The following is a 22,012-nucleotide window of genomic DNA, read 5'->3' on the forward strand; positions in this document are numbered from 1 at the left end:
CTTCTTCTTGCTGTCGCGCTTACGATCCATGGTCTTCATGGGGTGGGTCCTCTGGGGCGCCGGACGGATCATCCGGCTGATTGCGTGCCTGTTTCTGCTGGCGTTTTTCTTCCTGCTTGGCGGCTTTTTTCAGCTCGCGCTGGCGCTTTTCGTATTGGTAGTTCGGTTTGGCCATAGGGCAGCAGGGTCTCCATTGGGGTGTCGCCAGCGAGGCGGGGTCACGAAGCGTTGTCTCTCCACAATAGCACCGAAACATCGCCGTGGGGGCGAGCGCCCGAAGAAGGGCAAGGAGGTGCCTGGCGTTTTCGTCCCCGTGCCGTTCAGGCGGGCGGGTGCAAGCCGGCTTGCAGGGCGCGGGCCAGGGCCTGGCCTTCGCGGATGGCCCGCTCCGGTGTGGAATGGTGCGGTTTGAGGGTCGCGATCACGCGGTGTTCGAGCTCGGTCTCGGTCAGGATTGTGTTCGGGTCGATATAGCCGTTGTCGGTGAGCCATTCGGACAGCCGTTCGCGGGCACTGCTCTGGAAGCGCTTGACCGTACCGTTCTCCAGTTCGCGCAGGAGCTGTTCGCCGTTGCCGTTCAGCTGCTTCGCCAGGTCGGAGACGGCGTCGATGAAGGTCGCACTGACCGCCTCGGAGGCCTCCAGGGCCGCGCGGTCTACCGGACGGCCGCGACCCTGGCGCCAGGCGCGAGTCCAGGCGCGGGCGGCCTCACTACGGGCCTGCAGCGTCTGGCATTCCGGGGGTTCAAGCAGGGAGTCGGCGGGGCCTTGTAGCAGGGATTCCAGCGCGCCCAAGCGATCCACCCCCAGCTCCAGCAGGCGCTGCAACAGGTCCAGACGGTCTCGCAGCAGGTGAAACAGATGGATACCGGCCGGATCCTGCCAGGGGTCGATCAGGGGAATGCCCCCAATCCGCTGCGCGTAGTCCTCGGGCGCGTCGCTGCCGGGGGCGGGTACCGCTTTGGTTTCCGGAAGGCTCAGCTGCTCGTGGCTACCCAGCGCTTGCTGTCCCCAGCGGCGTGCGGCCAGGTCGATGACCTCGACGCTGGACTCCTGTGCCTGCCAGTAACGCGCGTCTTCGGGCTGGGCGGTCAGATAGAAGACCTGGCGGCCGGCCTCGTGGGCCAGTGCCTGCAGGCTTTCGGCCACCGCCCGGAAGCGGTCCGGGTCCGCCGTGCCCAGCGCCTCGTCGAGGATGAGCGGGAGCGCGCTGCGCCCGCGTTCGGCCTCCAGCGCAAAGGCGATACGTACGGCGAGCAGAAGCTGCATCCGCGTCCCGCTGGAGAGTTCGGTGAGCGAGCGGGTGGCCCCGCTGGCGGTCTCGCGGGCGCTGAACCGGGCCGAGGCATGCGGTGAGAACTGAAGTTCGTAGTGATGCCGTGTGAAGCGCCGGAACCACTCGCGGGCCTGGCGCAGGGCCGCAGGCTGCACCGCCTGTTCGTGTTCTATCTCGACCTGGTCCAGCAGGAAGTTTCCGGCCGTGGCGAACAGGGCCTGGTCGAGTCGCTGGGTCAGGGCGTCGCGGGCGAGTTCGCGGCGGGCGCGGGCGGTTTCCAGCTGGCGTTCATGGCCGGCGCGGTCGATGGCCGCTTCGATGCGGGCGATCTCCTCGCTCAGCCGGTCGCGTTCCCCCGCCTGGTCACGCAGGGTCTGAAGTTGCGATTCCAGGGGTTCCGCGGCATCGGCCTCGACCGCCTCCAGTAGGTCCGGGCGGTCCTCGAGGTGGCGGCGGCGTTCGCGTTCGCGTTCGCGCACATTACCGAGTTGCTCGCTTAGCTCCTGCCAGTCGGGCCACAGGCGCAGCCTTTCGCGCAGGGTCGATTCATCGTCATTCTCCAGGCCGGCCGCTGCGTACAGGGCGGCGATCTGCTCCCGCGTTCGGTTCGCGTCGGCTTGCAGGCGATCGAGTTCGCGCTGGGCGGCCTTCTCCTCCCGCTGCGCGGTGTCCCGCGTCTGCAGCCGGGCGGCGAGACGGTCCAGGTGCTGGGCCAGGGTATCCGCCGAAGGCTCGGAGTCCGGAGGGGCCACGGCATACTGGGTGAGAAAGGCCATGACGGGTGCCCGGGTCGCCTCCAGCTCGGCTGTCAGGCGTTCCTGCTCCGCCCGGGTCGTGTTCACGGCCTGGCGGGCCCGGTCATGGTTCGCGGTCAGGTGGATCCAGCGCTGCAGCGAGGCATCCATGCAGCCCGGGTCGAAGCCGACCTGCTCGGCAATGTCCTTCATGCGTTCCTGTTCCTGCTCGCGTGCGGCGCGCCGCTCTTGCAGTTCCCGTTCGAGTCGAGCGCGGCGCTCCGCCGTTCGCACTGCGGCCTCCGCAGTTTCCAGTTCGCGCTCCAGGTGGGCCAGGCGCTCGCGGACCGCGTCGGCCTCCCATTCCGTGGGTAGCGCCAGACCGGTATCGCGGAAGCGTGCCTTCGCAGCCTCGCGGGGTATGTTGTCGGTCGCCGGGCGAGCGGCGATGTAGGCGCCCCAGGCGACCGGGAGCGCGAGTACGGCGAAGGCGGGGTGTACCAGCAACGTCGCGGTGCCAATGGCGCCGCCCGCCGCGAGCAGGGCGATCCCGGCGGCGACCCGGCGCAGGCCGGTCCAGGGGGTGGGGCGCGGGGACCCCAGCCAGTGCAGCAGCTCGTCGCGGCCGCGTCGCAGTGTGTCGGGGGTGGGCAGGGTGTCCTCAGTCGGAGGCAGGGAGGCGAGTTCGTCTTCCCGTTGCGCGATGCCGGCCTGCAGCCCACGCAGGGTCCCCAGGGACTGTTCCACCGAGTGGAGCGTGGCGGGGTCCAGGGCCGGAATCGCCTCTGGCGTGCCCCCCAGTTCTTCGGTTGCCTGGTGCCGTGTCGCCTGGGCCGCGTGCAGCTCCCTTGTTGTCTGCTCCAGCCCCCTCTCCAGCTCCAGCAGCCTGCGAACCACGGGGCGTTTATCGTCCACGCGATCGGCATCCAGCTCGGGATCCGCCAGTCCGGCTGCCTCGCGGCGCTGGCAAGCGTCCTCCAGGCGTTCGCGGGCCTGTTGTTGTTCGTGTTCCAGGCGTCGCAATTCGTCCTGGAGTGGGGCGAGGCGTTGCAGTTCGTCGCCGCGGAGCCTGTCCAGACCGGGAGGCAAGGCCGCCACCCGGGTCTTTAGATCCCGGTGTTCGCGTCGGGCCCCCAGCAGGTCCATGGCGCGTTCGTACTGATCGGCCTCGTGGGCAGCGCGCTGGGTCTGCTGGCGTTGCGCCTTCAGGTCGGTCAGGCGCTGTTCGTCGTGTTGCAGGCCGCGTTGCTGCTGACGGCGCTCGCGCAGTTCCTGTTCCGCAGCCGTCAGCGCCTGGGACTCGCTACGGGCGTGGGTCGTCTTCAGGGCCAACGCGGGATCGTCGCGCAGGGTGGGCAGGTCGTAGCCACCGGCCAGTTCGCGGGCCAGGCGCAGGCCGATCTCCTGCTCGGTGCCGTGGTCGGCGCTCAGCAGATCCTCGATGCGCAGGGTGTAGCAGTCGATGAAGCGATGATCCGGCAGTGGGGGCGCTTCGACGCGTTCGCCATTGCGGGACCAGGACAGATCGGTCCCCAGCCGATGGGCCTGCAACGGGCCCTGGGGATCGACGAAGGTCGCCTCGATGTGGACCCCCGTCTGGCGCAGCTCCTGGGTATACAGGGCGGCCCGCAAGGCGCGCACCAGGCTCGATTTTCCCGAAGCATTGGGCCCGACCGCCACGTTCACGCCTGGCCCCAGGGCATCCAGGCGGAACCCCGGATGGATGCCCGGCAGGCGGATGATGTCCAGTGATTCCAGTTTCATGCGGCCCTCACGCTTCGCTCTCGCGCTGGAGCAGCAGCCGATCAAGGGCATGCAGGGCGGCCGCTTCCAGGTGGCGGGCGATCGCCTCGTCATCCGGGACGTCGGGGGCGAGGGCGCGATAACGCGGGTCATGAATCACCTGGGCGAGCGGGTCGCGGGCCTTCTCCAGGAGTTCGCGGCGGGCCGCGTTGTCCGGGCCTTGCAGCAACTGGAGCTTGCGGGCCAGCAATGCGGCGGGATCGCTGCCCGCAGCGAGTTCCGCCAGGTCCAGGGCGGGCAGGGCCTCCAGGCGCCAGTCATGGACGAAATACAAACGGCCACCGAGGTCCTGCGGGGTGGCGCGCGGGTCGTCGGCGTACAGGCTGCGCTCCAGCGCATGGCGTTGATCGCTGCGTCCGGTCAAGCGCAGGCGGCAGCCGACGGCCGCAGGCCCGTGGCTCCAGGTCTCCAGCTCGGCATGGAGGGCTCCCAGTGCCTCCGTCACCCGGCGGTGGATATCGGCCGCTTGCTGCAGGCCATCCACGGCGATCTCGAGGGTATGCCAGTACAGCGGTGCCAGTGGAATCTGTTCGATCGCGAGGTCGCCGCCCGGGGTGATTTCGAGACACCAGGGGCCATGGCGGCCGGGCTCGCCCGGATCCATGCCGCTCAGGGAGCCCAGATAGCCCATCGGTCGGGGCGCGGCGAGCGGATCGGGGCGGTGGATGTGGCCCAGTAGCCAGGCCTCGACCGGGGCGGCCTCCAGGTCGCTGCTGCGCACGGGGGCGTGCGGGCTGCGGGACTGGTCACGATCGCAGTGCAGGAGCCCGAGGGTGGGGCAGTCTGTGGGGGCGGGGAAATCGCCTTCCAGCGGACTGGTGGTTACGCGCGCTTCGGGGAACGACCAGCCCGCAATCCGTAGACGCTGATCATCATGGCCGCGCAGCTCGCGGGTTTCCCACTGGCCGCCGGCCCCCAGCAGCTCGAAGGCCGGCAGGGATTCGGCCAGCCGTGGCAGGACCTGGACGTCATGGTTACCAGTGACGCCGAGTACCCGGATGCCCGCCTGGGTCAGGCGCTCGACACCCGCCCTCAGGTCGCGGTAGGCCTCGTAGAAGTCGTCCTCCTGTTCGACCACGTCGCCGGCTAGCAGCACCGCGTCGATGCCCTGTTCCACGGCGTAGTCGACACTGCGGCGCCACGCAGCGGCCGGGCCGAGGTTTGCGATGCCGAGCGCCTCGTCCACCGCGGGCGGGATGCGCGACGGCTGTCGGCCCAGATGGATGTCGCCCACGCACAGGAGCTTCATGGACGCGGGGAGGGGGTCGGGATCATGGGCGCAGTTTGGAAGAATCGCGGACCAAAGCCAATCCCGGAGCATGGGATGGCCCCTTCATCGGTTCTGCCCGCGTGGGAGCCTGCTTGCAGGCGAAGCCCCGCCAGAGTCGGACGCGGGCAGGGGCTTCGCCTGCAAGCAGGCTCCCACGGGTGTGGTGGCGCGCAGGGTCAGGTGTCGACGCCGAGTTGCCGGGGCAGCTGGCCGAGGCGGCCGAGGGTCAGGCAGGGGCGGGGATGACCGTGTTCCCAGGGGAGGGATTGCGGGTTGAACCAGGCGGCGCGGAAGCCGGCCTGCAGCGCGCCCAGGACGTCCGCCGTGCTGTCGTCTCCGACGTGCAGGATGGCGTCGGGCTCCATCCCCGCATGCTTGCGGGCCTGATCGAAGATATGCGGATCGGGCTTGGCCGCACCCGCTTCGCCGGCGGCGACGGCGAAGCCGAAGTACTGCCCGAGGGGCGTGCGAAAGACATCCGCGTTACCGTTACTGATCGCGCCCAGGCGGAAGTGGCGTGCCAGGGTTGCCAGCACATTCTGGGCCTCGGGATAGGGCGTGACCTCGTTGCGCGCCTCCCAGAACACCTGGAAGCCTTCACCCGACAGACGCTCCGGGCAGCAGCCACAGGTTTCGGCCAGTTCGCGCAGCCAGCGCTTGCGCAGGCGGGTCAGGTCGTGGCGCTCGTGGTCGGGGGCCGCGCGCATGAAGGCCGTTCGCGCCTGGATCAGGGCATCGGGACCGAAGCGTTCGCACACCTCGGGCGCCTGTTCGCGAAGCCAGGCATAGAAGCGCGCCTCGGCGTGGTGGATGACCGGCATCACCGGCCACAGCGTGTCGTCGAGGTCGAAGGTCAGGCAGCGGATACGGCCGGGTTCGAACGCTCGAGGTCGAACAGGCTCGCGACGGGGTGCGTGGTTCATCCGTACAAGGGTAGCGTGGAACTGCGACGGCGCGACCATTCGGATAACACCTTTGGGGGTACTCACGGCGTTCGGCCGTCGGAGTGGACTGCTACGCTGGGAAGGAAGCGACGAGGAGATCTTCGACATGCAAACAACCAACGATTCCGGTGTCTGGCCGCGCTACAGTCGAGGCCAGCGGGTGGTGCACTGGCTGGTGGCGGTATTGGTGCTGGGCGCGCTGGGCCTGGGCGGGACGATTGGCTGGTTCGGTTTCGAGGGGTTGCAGGCGCGCTTCGGCGAGGATGCGACCAACACCATTTACACCTGGCACAAGAGCTTCGGGGTGCTGATTCTGGCACTGATGCTGGTGCGCATCGGGCTGCGGCTGCGTCATGGCAAGCCGCCCTACGCGGTGGCACTCGCCCGTTGGCAGCGGATTGGCTCGGAGGTGGTGCACGGGCTGCTCTATGTCCTGCTGATCGTGATGCCGGTGATCGGGTGGTGGGCGACCGCGGCCGGGGGCTATCCGGTCCAGCTGGGGCCGTTGATCCTGCCGGGCTTGTTCCCGGAAAACGAAGCCCTTTCGGAGATCCTGTTCGGCTGGCACCAGGCGCTGGGGATGGCCATCCTGATCCTGGCGCTCGGCCATATTGCGGTGGCGCTGTTCCACTGGCGCGTGCGTCGGGATGGCGTGATGCAGCGAATGACCTTCGGTTCGGCTCGGCGCTGATTCCGGGGCGCCGATGCTGCGATTGCTGCTGCCCCTTGTTGCGCTGAATGTGGTGCTGCTGGGTCTTGAAATCCCGCGCTACGCGGGACTCGCACCGTACTGGCTCGCCTGGGAGGTCGTGCTGCTGGTGGGCCTGTTCGCGCTTCTGCCGGCGGGCCGGCTGGCGCGGGGGTTGGCGTGGCTGGCGGGCGGGCTCCTGCTGGCGCTGGTGGTGCTGGCGTTGTTCGATGCCCTGACCCGCGCGAGCCTCTCCCGGCCGTTGAACGTGGTGCAGGACTGGGTGCTGCTGGACGCCGTCTACCGCCTGGTGACCGGCAACTTGGGGGCGCTGGCGACCGGGCTGCTGGGGGTCTTCCTGGTGACCCTGCTGGTGGCGGTCATCTGGGGAGCCGGGCGGGGGCTCGGTGCCCTCGTGCCGCCTGCGGGGGGCTCTCGTCGTGTTCCGCTGGCCATCGCCATCGGTGCGCTTGGCGTCGGTCTGGGGGGCGTGTTGGCCGCCGAGCGCGGAGCAGCACCCCCGGGAACGGCTGCGCCGGGTACGGCGATGATCCAGCAGCAGGTCGCGGCGGGGCGATCGGCCCTTGCCGAGAACCGGCGCTTTCGTGCCCGCCTGGAGGCGACCCGCGAAGAGGCCGCTGCGGCAGCTCTTCCGGGGCTCGCGGAGGTCGACGTGATCCTCGGGCTGGTGGAGTCCTATGGCGTCTCCGCCGTGTTCGACGCGCGCTACGCGCCGGTCATCGTGCCCGCGCTCGACCGGCTGGAAGAGGACCTGGGGGCGGCGGACCTGCACGTGGTGAGCGGCGTACTGGAGGCGCCGATCGCGGGCGGGCAGTCCTGGCTGGCCCATGCCTCCCTGCTCTCCGGCCTGCAGGTGCGCTACGCCGGACATTACGAGGCGCTGCAGGACGCGCCGCGGGACACCCTGGTGCAGGACTTCGTGGCGACTGGCCATCACACGGCGATGTTGTCCCCGGCCATCCAGCTCGACTGGCCAGAGGGACGCTGGTTCGGCTGGGACCGGATCGTGGACAAGCACGGCTTTGACTACGCCGGCCCGCCGTTCTTCTGGGTGACCATGCCGGATCAGTACACCTGGTCGTTTTTCGAACAGCAGGTTCGGTCGCCTTCCGATGCGCCGGTGTTCGCGATGCTCGCGCTGGTCAGTTCGCATGCGCCGTGGACCCCCATCCTGCCGGTCCTGGAGGACTGGGAGGGCATCGGGGACGGTGAACGGTTACAGGAGTGGGCGGGGAAGGGGCCGGAGCCGGAGGTGCTCTGGCGCGACTTCGACCGGGTGCGCGATTTCTACGCGGAGTCGGTGCGCTATTCGCTGGAGGTGACCGGGGGCTATGCCGCACGCTATGCGGACGAGGACACGCTGTTTTTCCTGCTGGGGGACCACCAGCCGGCGGCGCTGATCACCGGGCCGGACGCCAGTTGGGCGGTGCCGGTGCATGTGATCTCGGGCGATCCGGAGTTGCTGGAGCCGTTCCGCGCGCGCGGATTTGTGCCGGGGATGCAGCCGCCCGGCGAACATGCCCGTTTCGGCTTCGAAGCCCTGCGGTCATGGCTCCGCGATGCTTTTGGTGCGTCATCGGCCGGGGATTGATTGCATGATGGCGAGAGAGCGGAGTTTCGTAGATGGGGCGGCCGTTGACCTTGAAGATGCCCTGACCGTAGCAAAGCAAAAGCACCCTCCGCGAGTCCAAATAATGATTTGGGAAGGAGTCGTACTTTGACTGCAAAGGTGAGATCGATGAACCCTGGAGCGCTTTCGCACCCCTGGGAGTCGGGTTCGATCGAATGAATACTCAAGTAGTAGAAAAGTCGAATGAAGCCCACCTCTCGGTGGACTTCATTCCTAGCCCATTGAAGGTGAGCCTATGCCGCGCTTGACCAGTTTGCGGAAAGTGCCGGTGCCAGTGCATTTCGCACATCTTCCGGCAGCTCGGTATAGACGCCACCGCCCTCCGGCGCAAACTCCGCCATGGCGAGCACAAGCTGGTCGATCTGATTGGCCTCCGCCACCAGCCCGCCGGCATGAACCTCACCGACCTGGTTGTTGGTATTCTGGAACCAGCCCACGAAACGGGCCTGGTTTTCGGCGCCGATGACGTCCACGAGGAGGTCGTTTCCGGAGCGCCGGAACCACAGATCCTCGGCGGATGCTTCGTTGAAGTGTGCCGTGTCCTCGATGTTGGGCGCGCCACTGACCGAGTAGACACGAGTGCTGTGATAATCACCTCGGAAGTGATACTCGTCGGCTCCCCGTCCGCCATACAAGTAGGAGTTTCGGGCTGCAATTAGCACGTCGTCGCCGTCCTGACCGTAGAGCCGATCGCCGCCGCCAGCTATTAACACGTCATTCCCCGCGCCCCCGTAGAGATAGTTGGCCCCCTCGCCCCCGATCAGGGTGTCGTTACCGGAGCCCCCGTAGAGATAGTTATTGCCGCTGCCGGCGATCAGGGTGTTGTTACCCCCGCCACCATAGAGGCGGTCGTTGCCCTCACTGCCCTGGAGGGTGTCATCGGAGTCGAAGCCGTAGACGCGCTCGCCGCCGACGGCGGGTTTGAGGGCTTCGGTGCGCATGCGGTCGATGTTCCACTCGGTGCCATCAGCGAAGCGGATCAGTTCCACGGCCCGGCTCTCGTTGAGGGCGCCGGTGCTGGAGTGGAACATGCCACTCACGGTGACCGACTCGCCGGTGTCGAGGGTGAGGACGAGGTTGCCGCTATTGCGCCGGAGGGTGACGTGTTCCTCGGCGATGCCTTCGCCGAGTTCGAGCACGTCCGAGCCGCCGCGTTCATAGATGGTGTTACTGCCGTCGCCGCGCCCGAAGCGATAGGTGTCGTTGGAGGTGGTGGTGTTGGAGTAGAGACGATCGGTGCCACTACCCATGACGAAGGTGTTGTCGCCGGAACCGCCGTAGAGGTAGTTGTTGCCAGCATTGGCGATGAGGAGGTTGTCGCCACCCTGGCCGTAGAGCCGGTCGTTGCCGGTGCCCCCGATCAGGGTGTCGTTACCGGCTCCGCCGTAGAGGTAGTTGTTGCCGGATCCGGCGATGAGGGTGTTGTGGCCTCCGCCGCCATAGAGGTGATCGTTGCCCTCACTGCCCTGGAGGGTGTCATCGGAGTCGAAGCCGTAGACGCGCTCGCCGCCGACGGCGGGTTTGAGGGCTTCGGTGCGCATGCGGTCGATGTTCCACTCGGTGCCATCAGCGAAGCGGATCAGTTCCACGGCCCGGCTCTCGTTGAGGGCGCCGGTGCTGGAGTGGAACATGCCACTCACGGTGACCGACTCGCCGGTGTCGAGGGTGAGGACGAGGTTGCCGCTATTGCGCCGGAGGGTGACGTGTTCCTCGGCGATGCCTTCGCCGAGTTCGAGCACGTCCGAGCCGCCGCGTTCATAGATGGTGTTACTGCCGTCGCCGCGCCCGAAGCGATAGGTGTCGTTGGAGGTGGTGGTGTTGGAGTAGAGACGATCGGTGCCACTACCCATGACGAAGGTGTTGTCGCCGGAACCGCCGTAGAGGTAGTTGTTGCCAGCATTGGCGATGAGGAGGTTGTCGCCACCCTGGCCGTAGAGCCGGTCGTTGCCGGTGCCCCCGATCAGGGTGTCGTTCCCGGCTCCGCCGTAGAGGTAGTTGTTGCCTGATCCGGCGATGAGGGTGTTGTGGCCTCCGCCGCCATAGAGGGGATCGTTGCCCTCACTGCCCTGGAGGGTGTCATCGGAGTCGAAGCCGTAGACGCGCTCGCCGCCGACGGCGGGTTTGAGGGCTTCGGTGCGCATGCGGTCGATGTTCCACTCGGTGCCATCAGCGAAGCGGATCAGTTCCACGGCCCGGCTCTCGTTGAGGGCGCCGGTGCTGGAGTGGAACATACCACTCACGGTGACCGACTCGCCGGTGTCGAGGGTGAGGACGAGGTTGCCGCTATTGCGCCGGAGGGCGACGTGTTCCTCGGCGATGCCTTCGCCGAGTTCGAGCACGTCCGAGCCGCCGCGTTCCTAGATGGTGTTACTGCCGTCGCCGCGCCCGAAGCGATAGGTGTCGTTGGAGGGGGTGGTGTTGGAGTAGAGACGATCGGTGCCACTACCCATGACGAAGGTGTTGTCGCCGGAACCGCCGTAGAGGTAGTTGTTGCCAGCATTGGCGATGAGGAGGTTGTCGCCACCCTGGCCGTAGAGATAATTGTTGGACTCGTCTCCGATCAGGATGTTGTCGTCGTCGGTACCGCGCAATGTCCCGGAACCTTGAATGACGAACTCGCTTTCAAGACCTTCCGGGAGTTCCCCTGTACCATAATCCTCCTGAATCCAGCCCAGCAGGAGAGTGGTTCCCGACCACCCTAGTGGCCCCAGGTTCTTCCCAGCCAGCTGGTTGAATTCGATCAGGGTGTCGAGCGCGTTCAAGCGGTTTTCGGTCCGCTGATTGGCAAAGGAAGTTTCCAGGGCTGCAAAATCCAGTTCAATCCCATCCTCGCCAGCGATGATCTCAATGGACTCCACGTAGGACTTGAAGTGGGTTTGCATCATCAAAGCGCCATACATGGCTCGTTCGAGCTCCCCGTACGCCTGTTGGAGGAGTTTGCCGGCCTGGTTGCGGGGATTGGGCGATCCATGCTGACGAAAGGATTGCCCGAGAAACGTTTCCAGAACGACGAGCTGGCGTGCATCGATATTGCTGCCTCTGCTGGTTGGGTCGAGATCGGATACTCCCACCCACTCGAACATGATGGCGGTCATCAAGTCGCTGCGGAGCGCGCGATCAGGCGCCACCATGAATTGCTCCACCAACCTCTTCAGGTTGTCTCCATCTTCCCGCGCCATGGCCTGGTGTAGGCTGTGGACGTTGCCGAAGGCCTGCAGCTCGGGCAGGGTGGCAATATCCGCGGGTACCTCGACCAGGTCTACCGCCTGGGTGAATGCATTGTCGGTGGCGAACCACACATCGGTGGCGATGCCCTCGGTGCCGTTCTCCCACGTAAAGCTGCCCACCTGCTTGTGAGCGTTGCCGTGCTCGTCCACGTAGGCGGAGGTGGTGTAGGCGAGGTTGATGGAGGTGATGCCGAGTTCATCGAGCGTGACCAGTTCGCCTTCGCGGGTGATGCCGTCCTGGGACACGTCCCGCCAGACCCGCAATTCCGACCAGATGGCGTCGTTTGCGTCGATCACCCCGTCGCCGTTGGTGTCATGTTCGGCGAGTGCTGCAAAGCCGTTGACGGCGGTCAGCCCGTTGGTGAGCACGGTGTTGTCGCCAAACAGTTCGCTACCGTTATCGATGGTGCCGTTGTGGTTGCGGTCCAGGACGAGCAGTCCGTCATTCGCGCCCACCCATCCGGTGAGCTGGGCGAAGCCGTTGTCGTCGTGGTCGAAGTAGACCTCGGAGTCGAAGCCGACGGTGTTGATGCCGGTGCCGTCGAGGTCGAGGATGATGGGCGAGGCCTGGGCTTCGGCATTGTGGAACGTCTGGCGCAAGCGCTCGACAAGATAGCTGGCCATGAAACCAGCAGGGGTCTGCTGCATTGTCGCCAGGAAATCTTCCAGGTTCAGGGAAACTTCCACAACCTGACTGTCCCCTTCGAGCGGAAAAACCTCGTTCGTGAATCGGTCGATCCTATGTGACCAATACAGGGCAACCGGAGTCCCAATTGCGCCCGGGAAGCCCAGCAATTTTATGAGCTCCGATCGGGTGAAATGCCTTTCTACGGAGCCCAGGTGTGCTGAACCCGGGATTTTCGAAATAGGGTCCAGCATGGTTGTGTGATTGGTAATATTGTTGTAGTCGGAATTTGGATCTAGATCCGTGCCATACTTTGAATTGAGGTCCGATATCAACTGTTCTGCGCCATACGCGTTAAAGGTGACCGCAGTGAGGCCTGTATCGCCCGCTAGTAACTGCGTGAGTGATCCACCAAGCGAGTGCCCGGTTAGCGTTATCCCACTACCTTCGTATGTCGTAAGAACACGATCAAGGAACTCTTGAGCATACTTATACTGATCGGGAACTTTTTGAGCCGCCATCTGGAAATTGGCAGTCCCGTCGCCATCACCGGCAAAGGGTTCCGTTCCCCGGCTCGCAACGACTATCTCGCCAGTTTCTTGGTTTTGAAATGCAGCCCCGTTGTATCCGGTCGGACTCGGGTCAGCATCCATCACCCTTTCCCATCCGCTCAGGGTCCCAGAGTCCTTATAAGCAAGATTAGCTAGTTTAGCCAGCTCTGCATTGGTAGCCATGTTTGAACGCTCCTTGTACAGTCAATGGTTGAGATAAGATGGTGTTATTCGGTTGGAGCAGGCTCGCAAGAAACATCGCCGAGGCGTTTTCTCTCCCAGGGGAAAAGATTGGATTTCTTTATGCCAGAACGGCGCATTAGGCACTTGGACCGGTCGGCTGCGCCAAGCACGACGGGGTAGATTCGGTTCATTACGCGATTAGGGATGTCGAACGACAGCGCGCCTGGGCGTAAGGCGTGTCCCTGGCTGGCAGCGCTTGGGAGATGAACTCTGTTTTGGAACTCTTCTGGGTCTCGGAAATACCAGCACGCGCCTTCTATCTCGAAGTAAGCCAAGTCGTCCACGTAGTTTTTGTACAGGTAACGGTAAAATACCGAGATATTGGATTCCGGGAGTTGCCGTTCTCTGTCATTTGCCGGGTTCAGGTGCCAAGCTGCTTGGTACGGAGTAAAGTCCGTGATTCCAAGGCCGGTACGAAATCGGGGATGCTCCAGGCCGGGCAGTATTCCTGCTATCCAGATGTGGGAAGGGTGTTGTAAATGCTGATCTCCGGGAGGCCAGTTGATCGGCGTTTTATCGGACAGCAGGCCTACAATACGGCAGCTATACCTCGGGCGCTCCCCGACCTGCTGGCGCACCACCTTGACGCCCACAAGCCACAAATCGCCGTTAGGCAGACCATCCTCCTGGACCGGTAGATCGAAACGTTCCGCGTACTTCGGGCTCCATGCCCATTCAACGATGGCGGCCCGATGGCCAAGGACCGGATCCGACGCTTCTGGGAAAAGCGGTTGGTCGCTGGCTAAGGCGGTCGGGGCCAGCAACGAAAGGGCCATCAAGATCCAGCCGGTTTTCTGTAGGAAATAGCCGGGGCCTGTACCGGGCCTCACGGTCCTCTGACGCTGTCCTATGCTGTTGGTATTTAAAAAGGTGACTTGGGTGCTTGCACTCCGGAATGGGGTTGGTGCGTCACAGAGTCCCGTAAGGTGGGCTTTGGCGCCCGCAGAGCCGTAGCAGGTCGGTTGTGGACGATGCCGCGCAAAGACGCGCAACCATCGGCGGCAGTCGGGCAGGGTTTCGGGGTCTTTTCTCATGGTTTTGTTTCTCACCGATCAGTCCTCTTTAGGGCAATGCAAATGGCGATCGAGCAGCATGTTCCATGTGTCGGACGGGTCGAATCCCTCGACGAGGGCCGGGCCGGCGTCTCCCCCGGTAAAAGCCGACATCCCGTGACTTGTCATGTAGTGGGGGTAGTACGCCGGGGGGCCGATCTGGTCAATTGACGCGCAAAGGGAGGCCATGCGCTGTGGGTCGTTCGTCGTCTCCTGGAAAGCGTGATCGAAACGCGCCGATTCGTCGGGATTGAGCACGGCAAAAGTGCCCATAATGGTCGCGGGGATGGCGGAGTGCGCGGTTTTGTCGCGTACTCGTTTCGCATCGAAGCTGCCGTAAATTCCGGCAAGAGCAAACATCTCGATGGCCGGTTCGAGCCGTCCTTGCTGGACGCACTTTACAGCGCTCATAAACAGGCCGGGGGGTATATGACGATTGTCGACGTGGTGCAGGTCGGCGCAATGTTCAATGCTGATACCGTGGGCGGATCGGCTGACCCACGAGGCCGTGAGGGCGACGACCGTTATGCCAACGAGTGTGGCCACAATCCATTTAGTATGTTTCATGATGCGCATGGTGCAACCGTTTCTTGTTATAGATGTTCAGGGGGCAAAACCAAAATTCAGTAAGCTGTTTGTGCTATTGGGTTTCTAGAAAATTGAAACGTCACGACCGTACGGGTTGTGTTGCATGTTAATGTCACCTCTCTCGACCCGCTTCATCGAGTGCGCTGAGTAGCGGCGCCGCGAAGAACTCGATCAAACGCCTCTGCCCAATGGCTACCTCGGCGGAAGCCGCCATCCCCGGTGCCAGATTCGTGCGCTCGCCGGCAATGTCCATCCAGTCCCTTTCCATGCGAATCCTGGCCAGATAGCGCGGGCCGGCGATCTCGTCGATGACGGCGTCGCGTGATACACGGATGACCTCGCCGGGCACGGTTCCGTACTTGGTGAACTGAAAGGTGTGCACCTTGACGGAGGCTTTTTGGCCCTCGCGCACGAAGCCGATGTCGCGGTTGAGGATCCAGGCTTCGACGATGAGCTCTTCGCCATCCGGTACGATCTCCAGTAGTGGTTCTGCTGGCTGTACGACCGCCCCTAAGGTGTTGACTCGTTGCTCGTGGACCACCCCGCTGACGGGCGCATAGAGGATTTGTTGTCGATTGAGTTCGCGGGCCTTGGTGAGGTCCTGACCAAGTTCCTCCAACTCGCTGCGTAACTGCTCGAGCTCGGCAAGGGCATCGCGGCGGGTTTCCACATGCAGTTGTTCACGACGGTGTATGAGTTCGCTGATCTCCGAGCGGATTTGGTCGAGGCGGTGGCGTTCGGCTTTGATTTGGCCGCGGGTGTCGACGATGCCTTGTTCGAGTTCGAGCCACTGCATCCGGGCCGCCATGCCCTGTCGTTGGAGGGTGTCGATGGCATCCGTGCGTTCTTGCATCAACGGAAGAATCTGCTCCATGCGTTGAACATGCGCGCTGGCGTGGGCCAGTTGCCCTTCTCGGGCCCGGATCTGCTGCTCGAGCGCTAGATCCATGGTGCGGAACGCTTCAAGTTGCATGGTGAGCAAGAGGTCTTGCGCGGAGCTCTCTACGGACACGTGTTGTAGGGGCAGGGGGTGGGCCAGGGAGGCGAGTTCGGCATCGGGCATCAGGGAGCGGGTGAAATGCTCCAGGCGTTCGGCGTGCTGCTGACGCTTGCGGATGGATTCGCGTAGGCGGTCGACGTCGGCGGTGGTCAGGGTTGCATTGAGTATGAAGAGGGGGTCTCCGGCCTCGACGTGGTCGCCGCTTTGTACCCGGATTTCGGCCACTACGCCGAGCGCTGGAGGTTGTACAGTACGGAGCTTGCCGCTGGGGACGATCGAGCCGTCGGCTATGGCGATGACGTCTACTTTGCCGATGGAAGCCCACACGACCGCGACAACGAAAAGAGCGACGATGAACCAGATGATTGCCCGCCCCAAAGGGTGGGCAGGCGTGGCTTCCAGCTCCATGGCGGCGGGAAGGAATTCGCGGCGAACGGATTCCGTACCGCGTTTTTTCATTGGGAGCACCTGCTCCGCCGGGGGCTTCATAACCCGGCCCCCGCACTGGTGGCGTCGGTTGGCGGCGGCACCGGTGCCGGGTGCCCGCTTTGGAGCGCATGAAGGTGGGCGTAGAGCCCCTTGTGCGCTAACAGCGCCTCGTGATCGCCGCTTTCTACGATCCGTCCGCCGTCCATGACCACGATTCGGTCGGCGTGACGCACGGTTGAGAGGCGATGGGCAATGATGAGCACCGTACGATCCCGGCAGATATGGGCCATGTTGCGCTGGAGGATGTGTTCGGACTCGTAATCCAGTGCGCTGGTGGCTTCGTCGAAGATGAGGATCCTCGGGTTGGCGAGGAGCGCCCGGGCGATGGCGATGCGCTGGCGCTGGCCGCCCGAGAGGAGGCTTGCCTGTTCGCCCACCAGGGTGTCGTACCCCTGGGGCAGTTCCAGGATGAAGTCGTGGGCGCCGGCGAGTCTCGCCACGTGGATCACTTGCTCCATGGGTGCGCCGGGGTCGGCCAGTGCGATGTTGTCGCGCACGGAGCGATTGAAGAGGAAGCTGTCCTGCAGCACCACGCCCACCTGCCGGCGCAGCCAGGCCGGATCCACCAGGGCGAGGTCCACACCGTCTACCAGCACGCGGCCGGCATCGGGCACATAGAGGCGCTGTACGAGGCGGGTGAGGGTGCTCTTGCCGGAGCCGGAACGGCCGACGATGCCGATGACCTCGCCAGCGCGGATGGTCAGATCCAGCTCCCGCAGAACCGGCGGTCGGTCCGGCTGGTAGCTGAAGGTGACATGGTCGAACCGGATCTCGCCCTTGAGATCGGGCAGGGAAGTCCGGTTGGGGTCGTGCCCCGGCTCGGTGGGTGCGTTGAGCACGTCGCCCAGGCGCTGCAGGGAGATGCCCGCCTGCTGGAAGTCCTGCCAGAGCTGGACGAGCCGGAGGATGGGGCCGCTGATGCGACCCGCGATCATGTTGAAGGCGATGAGCATGCCGATGGTCATGTCGCCGCTCATGACGAGGCCCGCGCCGATCCAGAGGATCAGCACGGTGACCACCTTGTTGATGAACGAGGCGGTTTGTCCGGCAACGTTTCCGAGGTTCATGGCGCGGAAGGAAGCGCTTACATACGCCGCGATCTGGTCCTCCCAGCGGCGCTGCATCTGCGGCTCCACGGCCATGCTCTTGAGCGTGTCCATGCCCGTGACCGATTCCACGATGAAGGCCTGGTTCTCCGCGCCGCGGCGGAATTTCTCCTCGATGCGAGCCCGCAGGGAGGGGGTGATGGCGATGGAAAGCAGGACGTAGCAGGGGATCGAGGCCAGCACGATCAGGGCGAGTGTGGTGTTGTAGAGAAACAGGACCGCGAAGAAGACCACAGTGAACAGCAGGTCGATCACCAGCGTTACCGAGGAGCCCGTGATGAACTCGCGGATGGTATCCAGCTCTCGCACTCGTGCGACGGTGTCACCCACGCAGCGGGCCTTGAAATAGCTGATGGGCAGGCGGCTCAGGTGGTCGAAAAGGCGTGATGCGAGCACCACGTCAATTCGACTGGTGGTATGGGAGAAGACGTAGGTGCGCAGCATGTTGAGCAGCACCTCGAACAGGGAGACTGCCAGCAGGCCGATAGCGAGGACGTGAAGGGTGGAACGCCCCTCATGGACCAGGACCTTGTCGATCATGACCTGGAAGAACAGGGGGGTGATCAGTGCGAAGAGCTGGATAAACAGGGAAGCCAGCAGCACGTCGCCCAGAAGGCGCTTGTGGCGCAAGATGACGGGAATAAACCAACGCAGGCCGAAGCGCTGCGTGGCATCGAGCAGGGCCCCGCGGTGGGTGACCAGAACCAGCTCGCCGGTCAGCTGCGATCCGAGATCGTCCAGGGAGAGTTGCACTGGGCGCCCGAGACGCACGTCATGGACAAGGGCCTTGTCGCCCTCCACCCTCGCCAGGACGACGAAGTGCCCGTCCTTGTGCCGTGCGACGGCGGGGAGGGGTAGGCGTGCCAAGTCATCCATGGATGTCTGGATGGCACGTGCTCGGAGGCCAAGGTCGCGGGCGGCGCGAACGATATGGGAGATTTCGAGCGGCTCGTTACCCTGGCCACTGCGGTGACGAATCTGCCCGGGGTCTGCGGACACGCCATGAAATCGAGCGACGAGGGCAAGGACTTCCGGTCCGTAATCGTCCACTGGAGCCTCTTCCATGAGTGCCCATGACCTGATCAGATTGTGATCAGCAAATTGAAATGTATCTCACGAGAAAACGCCAGCTCTTCAGAGTGGGTTGCGTTAGTTGTTCCGTTGGAACTGTGATGTCGTTCGAAAAATAGGGATGTTGGGACGTGGCGCGGAACGCTCGGGCGGTCGGCGTTCAGGCCGAGGGTGAGTGGGAAACGTCAGGGGCCGTCTTCTCTCCGCCCGCGGGGACTGGCATCAACGGCTGGCCTCCAGCTGCGGATTTGGGAGCGCTGACCTGCATCCGGGGCGGCCGTCGGTCGGTGGAAGGTGGTCTATGCAACGGCCGGAGTGCGCCAGTCACTCGGCCTTTTCTGTCTCCCACGACGATGCGGGAACCGTGGGGTTAGAAGTTTTCGGTGGAGGTGAACAGGCCGACGCGGAGGTCGTGGGCCTCGTAGATCGGGCGGCCGTCGACCTTGACGATGCCGTCGCCGATGCCGAGGACCAGCTTGCGCGAGATCACCCGTTTCATGTCGATGTGGTAGGTGACCTTCTTCGCGGTGGGCAGGACCTGGCCGGTGAACTTGACCTCGCCCACGCCCAGGGCGCGGCCGCGTCCCGGGTTGCCGAGCCAGGCCAGGTAGAAGCCGACCAGCTGCCACATCGCGTCGAGCCCGAGGCAGCCGGGCATCACCGGATCACCGGGGAAGTGGCAGGCGAAGAACCAGAGATCGGGGTTGATATCCAGTTCGGCGATCATCTCGCCCTTGCCGTACTGGCCGCCGTCGCTGTTGATCTCCAGGACGCGGTCCATCATCAGCATGTTGGGGACCGGCAACTGGGCGTTGCCGGGGCCGAACATGTCGCCGTAGCCGCAGGCCAGGAGTTCGTCGCGATCGTACTGATTCTTCTGCATGGGAGCGCCGCTCGGGGAAAAGGCCGGTATTGGACCGAAACCCGCGCGCAAAAGCAATTGCGGCGGGCGTGGTGGCGCTGACGGGCCGGTCGTCAGGCGTCGGATGGATACCGTAGCAGGTCCGCGAGGGTGAAGAAGCGATCGCCGCGCAGGTAGCCGGCCTGGATGTCGGCGGTCAGGGCCGTCGGGCGCCCCTTGCTGTCGCGTTCGGCGACCCAGGGCGCGGGCACGGTATCCAGGATGTGCGTGCAGGCCAGGCGCCCGTCATCCAGATGGCTGGCATGGACCGCGCCGGTGCGGCGGTCGCGGAAGGCCGGGAGCCAGCCGGCGGTGAACCCGGCATCCAGCCAGGCGGGGTTCTCGGTGCGGGCCGGGGCGGGTGCCGGCAGGAGGTCGAGGCTGAGCATCGCGATGTCTCCGGGGATTTAAACCGGATATCGGCGCGGGCACCGCAAACTTGAGTACGGATCCTTCCGTGCGCCGGCAGGCGTGGAGGCGTTGCGACATAATCGGAGCGCGAAGGCGGAGGTCCGAGTTGCGCTGGAGGGTGCGGGCACCGACCATGCCGTAAAACAATAAGCAAGGGGTCGTCGTGGCGGTCACTGTAATGCTGTGGGTAGTGGGGGTTGTTGTCGCGATTATCGTGCTCGATCTGGCGCGACGGCCGCTGCGGCGATTGCTGGTGGGCCTGACGGGTGGGATTACGCGCCTGGTCTGTGCCCTGCGGCGCCAGGTGTTGCATCTGCGCGATGCGGCTCAGCGCTGGCACCAGGCGCATCTGGCGAGGCTGGAGGCGGAGCGCGTCCATGTCGCGGTGCATGCCCTGGAGCGACGCTACGCTCGGCTGGTGGGCCATGATCTGGCCGAGATCCCCGATCTGCGCCAGCAGGTCCACGAGACGCTCCGCCAGCTGGAGGATGCCTACGCCCGCGACGAGGGGCGCTTGTCCGCCGAACCGGGCTGGGTCAGCCGGCTGGAGGCGCTGGTGAGCACGCCCGTCGGCGAGAGCCCGCAGGGGCAGCGTCTGGCGCAGGACATGCAGGAGACGGTGCTGCGCATCGCTCGCCTGGGTATGGAGGAGCACCGCCAGATGTCCCGTGGCCTGTTGTCGGCGCGCCGCCGCATGGAGGCCCCGTTGCACGAGCTGACCGGGCGCCTGGAGCAAGTTCACCGGCGACTGGCGGACCTGCAGCGTCAGGGCGAACGTCTCGACAACGGTCTGACTCGTTGCGAGAGCCGCGACCATCCGGCGCACCGACAGTGGCCGGCGTATGCCCAGGCGGGTAGCCAGTGGTTGCTGGGCGCAGCGGGACTGGCGCTGACGGCTGTGGCAGTGATCGTGTACCAGCGCCTGTTCGACCCGGCCCTGGGCTCGCAATTTCCGGCGTCCATGGAGGCCGGCGGCGTGGCCTTTCCGGATCTGGTGGTCGTGATCCTGTTGGGGGCGGCCGCGGTCTGTGGCTGGCTGCTGGCCGAGGCGCGCGGTGTCTCGCGGCTCTTGCCACAATCCCTGATGGACGGCAGCGAGGGCGTGCGCCGCGCCCTGGTGGTGGTGGCTGCGGTGGCATTGGCCGCACTGACGCTGGTCTCCGGGTTTGGCGGTTTCCACCTGGAGTGGGTGGCTTATCGCCAGGAAATGGTCGATACCCTGCTGGCAGGGGGCGAGGCACCCCCGGTGACGCTGGATCTGTTCGAACAGTCGGTGGGGGCGATCCTGGGGCTGGTAATCCCGCTGATCGTGGCGCTGGCACCGATCTGGCTGGTGGGCGTCCTGCAGGCGACCCGAGTGATGCTGGGTGGGCTTCTGAGCTTGCTGCTCGCCGTGCTGGCCGGGGTCTTGTACCTGCTGGCGGTGACGGCGGCGCAGATGCGCCGGCTGGCGCCGATGGCGTTTGACCTGCTCACGTTTCCGTCGCGGGTGGTGCGCGAGCAGTTCTTGTAAGGCTCGCGGCAACCGTTATGTGAACTCGATCAACCCCTGGCGCGGCCTGGCACGCGCTGCGCGGATACCGCTGTAGAATGCAGCGCCGTTGATCCCTGACGAATCAAGAGATGGCAGAAGACATGACGACGAATGGGTGGCCGATGCGGGTGATGGTGCTGGTTCTGGGCGGATTGCTGATGGTGGCCTGGAGCGGCGCCGCCGCTCAGCAGACCCGGTATATCAGCGAGGAGCTGGAGGTCGGCGTGCGTGGCGGTCCGTCGAACCAAAACCGGATCGTCAGCGCAGTACGTGCCGGACAGCCCGTGGCCGTGATGGAACAGTCCGGTGACGGCTGGAGCCGGGTGCGCCTGCCCAGCGGCAACGAGGCCTGGATCCTGACCCGCTACCTGCAGGACGAGCCGCATTCGCGCGAGCGCCTGGCCGAAGTCGAGGCCGAGCTGGCCGAGATCCGCTCCGGGGCGGATGACCAGGAGGGCCGGATCGCGGAACTGCTGGATCGGCGCAATGCGTTGACCGCGGAACGTGACGAACTGCAGGCACAGCTCGCGGAGATGGAAACCGAGCTGGAAGAGTTGCGTGATATCGCCTCGCGGCCGCAGGAAATCCAGCGCGAGAATCGCCGCCTGGAAGAGAACCTGATCGATGCCCGCGACTCCGCCGACGAGTATCGCCGTCAGGTCGAGGTGATGCAGGCGGACAGTCAGCGCAAGTGGTTCATGACCGGGGCATTGGTCACGGTTGGTTCGGTGATTCTCGGGATCGTGCTTACGCGGATTCCCGCCCGTCGCCGTCGCAGCGAATGGAGCTGATACCGGGGTCTTGATCGGCGTTTTCCTGCGACCGGTTCTTCTCGTCTGAAAAGGCCGC

General features: G+C 64.9%; 16 protein-coding genes. 4 read left to right on the top strand and 12 right to left on the bottom strand.

The annotated features are described in order from the left end of the window. Positions 1-19: 19 nt before the first annotated feature. The 4 genes from TVD_RS14715 to TVD_RS04405 form a co-directional block, all read right to left on the bottom strand. Positions 20-175: a hypothetical protein gene (locus TVD_RS14715; protein WP_167540809.1), complete on the bottom strand. Its 156-nt coding sequence runs from the start codon at positions 173-175 to the stop codon at positions 20-22. Between the two features lie 145 nt (positions 176-320). Continuing rightward, positions 321-3,773, bottom strand: a complete 3,453-nt coding sequence (locus tag TVD_RS04395) for an AAA family ATPase (RefSeq protein WP_047250909.1) — start codon at positions 3,771-3,773, stop codon at positions 321-323. A 7-nt stretch (positions 3,774-3,780) separates the two neighbouring features. Then, positions 3,781-5,061, bottom strand: coding sequence for a metallophosphoesterase family protein (locus TVD_RS04400; RefSeq protein WP_047250910.1), 1,281 nt, complete (start codon positions 5,059-5,061; stop codon positions 3,781-3,783). Between the two features lie 197 nt (positions 5,062-5,258). Further along, positions 5,259-6,005, bottom strand: coding sequence for an HAD family hydrolase (locus TVD_RS04405; RefSeq protein ID WP_047251904.1), 747 nt, complete (start codon positions 6,003-6,005; stop codon positions 5,259-5,261). Between the two features lie 127 nt (positions 6,006-6,132). Here TVD_RS04405 and TVD_RS04410 point away from each other — a divergent pair, with 127 nt between their 5' ends. Then, positions 6,133-6,717: a cytochrome b gene (locus tag TVD_RS04410; RefSeq protein ID WP_047250911.1), complete on the top strand. Its 585-nt coding sequence runs from the start codon at positions 6,133-6,135 to the stop codon at positions 6,715-6,717. Positions 6,718-6,730: 13 nt separating this feature from the next. Next, a complete protein-coding gene (locus tag TVD_RS04415; protein WP_047250912.1) occupies positions 6,731-8,326 on the top strand; it encodes an alkaline phosphatase family protein in 1,596 nt (531 codons plus the stop codon). Between the two features lie 272 nt (positions 8,327-8,598). Here TVD_RS04415 and TVD_RS04420 read toward each other — a convergent pair whose 3' ends face one another. The 8 genes from TVD_RS04420 to TVD_RS04450 form a co-directional block, all read right to left on the bottom strand. Next, positions 8,599-10,704, bottom strand: coding sequence for a calcium-binding protein (locus TVD_RS04420; protein ID WP_047250913.1), 2,106 nt, complete (start codon positions 10,702-10,704; stop codon positions 8,599-8,601). 18 nt (positions 10,705-10,722) lie between these two features. Further along, positions 10,723-12,951, bottom strand: coding sequence for a Tle-like phospholipase domain-containing protein (locus TVD_RS04425; RefSeq protein ID WP_156167497.1), 2,229 nt, complete (start codon positions 12,949-12,951; stop codon positions 10,723-10,725). A gap of 44 nt (positions 12,952-12,995) precedes the next feature. Beyond that, entirely contained in the window at positions 12,996-13,787 is a 792-nt protein-coding gene (locus TVD_RS14530; RefSeq protein WP_156167499.1) for a hypothetical protein, read from the bottom strand. Positions 13,788-14,063: 276 nt separating this feature from the next. Beyond that, the gene (locus TVD_RS04430; RefSeq protein WP_047250915.1) at positions 14,064-14,639 is read right to left on the bottom strand and encodes a hypothetical protein; all 576 of its coding nucleotides are present in this window, start codon (positions 14,637-14,639) and stop codon (positions 14,064-14,066) included. 124 nt (positions 14,640-14,763) lie between these two features. Then, positions 14,764-16,110, bottom strand: coding sequence for an HlyD family type I secretion periplasmic adaptor subunit (locus tag TVD_RS04435; protein WP_167540810.1), 1,347 nt, complete (start codon positions 16,108-16,110; stop codon positions 14,764-14,766). Positions 16,111-16,136: 26 nt separating this feature from the next. Next, complete coding sequence (locus tag TVD_RS04440; RefSeq protein ID WP_047250917.1) at positions 16,137-18,311, bottom strand: type I secretion system permease/ATPase; 2,175 nt, start codon at positions 18,309-18,311, stop codon at positions 16,137-16,139. A 376-nt stretch (positions 18,312-18,687) separates the two neighbouring features. Beyond that, a complete protein-coding gene (gene fabA, locus TVD_RS04445) occupies positions 18,688-19,200 on the bottom strand; it encodes a 3-hydroxyacyl-[acyl-carrier-protein] dehydratase FabA (protein WP_018146069.1) in 513 nt (170 codons plus the stop codon). A 92-nt stretch (positions 19,201-19,292) separates the two neighbouring features. Further along, positions 19,293-19,607 (bottom strand): hypothetical protein, encoded by a 315-nt coding sequence (locus TVD_RS04450; protein ID WP_018938677.1) that lies wholly within the window; start codon positions 19,605-19,607, stop codon positions 19,293-19,295. 200 nt (positions 19,608-19,807) lie between these two features. Here TVD_RS04450 and TVD_RS04455 point away from each other — a divergent pair, with 200 nt between their 5' ends. Together TVD_RS04455 and TVD_RS04460 are read left to right on the top strand one after the other, a co-directional pair. Then, positions 19,808-21,142, top strand: a complete 1,335-nt coding sequence (locus tag TVD_RS04455) for a hypothetical protein (protein WP_018951203.1) — start codon at positions 19,808-19,810, stop codon at positions 21,140-21,142. A 110-nt stretch (positions 21,143-21,252) separates the two neighbouring features. Beyond that, positions 21,253-21,954 carry a TIGR04211 family SH3 domain-containing protein gene (locus TVD_RS04460; protein ID WP_018146066.1) on the top strand — a complete coding sequence of 234 codons (702 nt, stop codon included), beginning with the start codon at positions 21,253-21,255 and terminating at the stop codon, positions 21,952-21,954. Positions 21,955-22,012 lie beyond the last annotated feature (58 nt).

Source organism: Thioalkalivibrio versutus, from assembly GCF_001020955.1.
GTDB classification, from domain to species: domain Bacteria; phylum Pseudomonadota; class Gammaproteobacteria; order Ectothiorhodospirales; family Ectothiorhodospiraceae; genus Thioalkalivibrio; species Thioalkalivibrio versutus.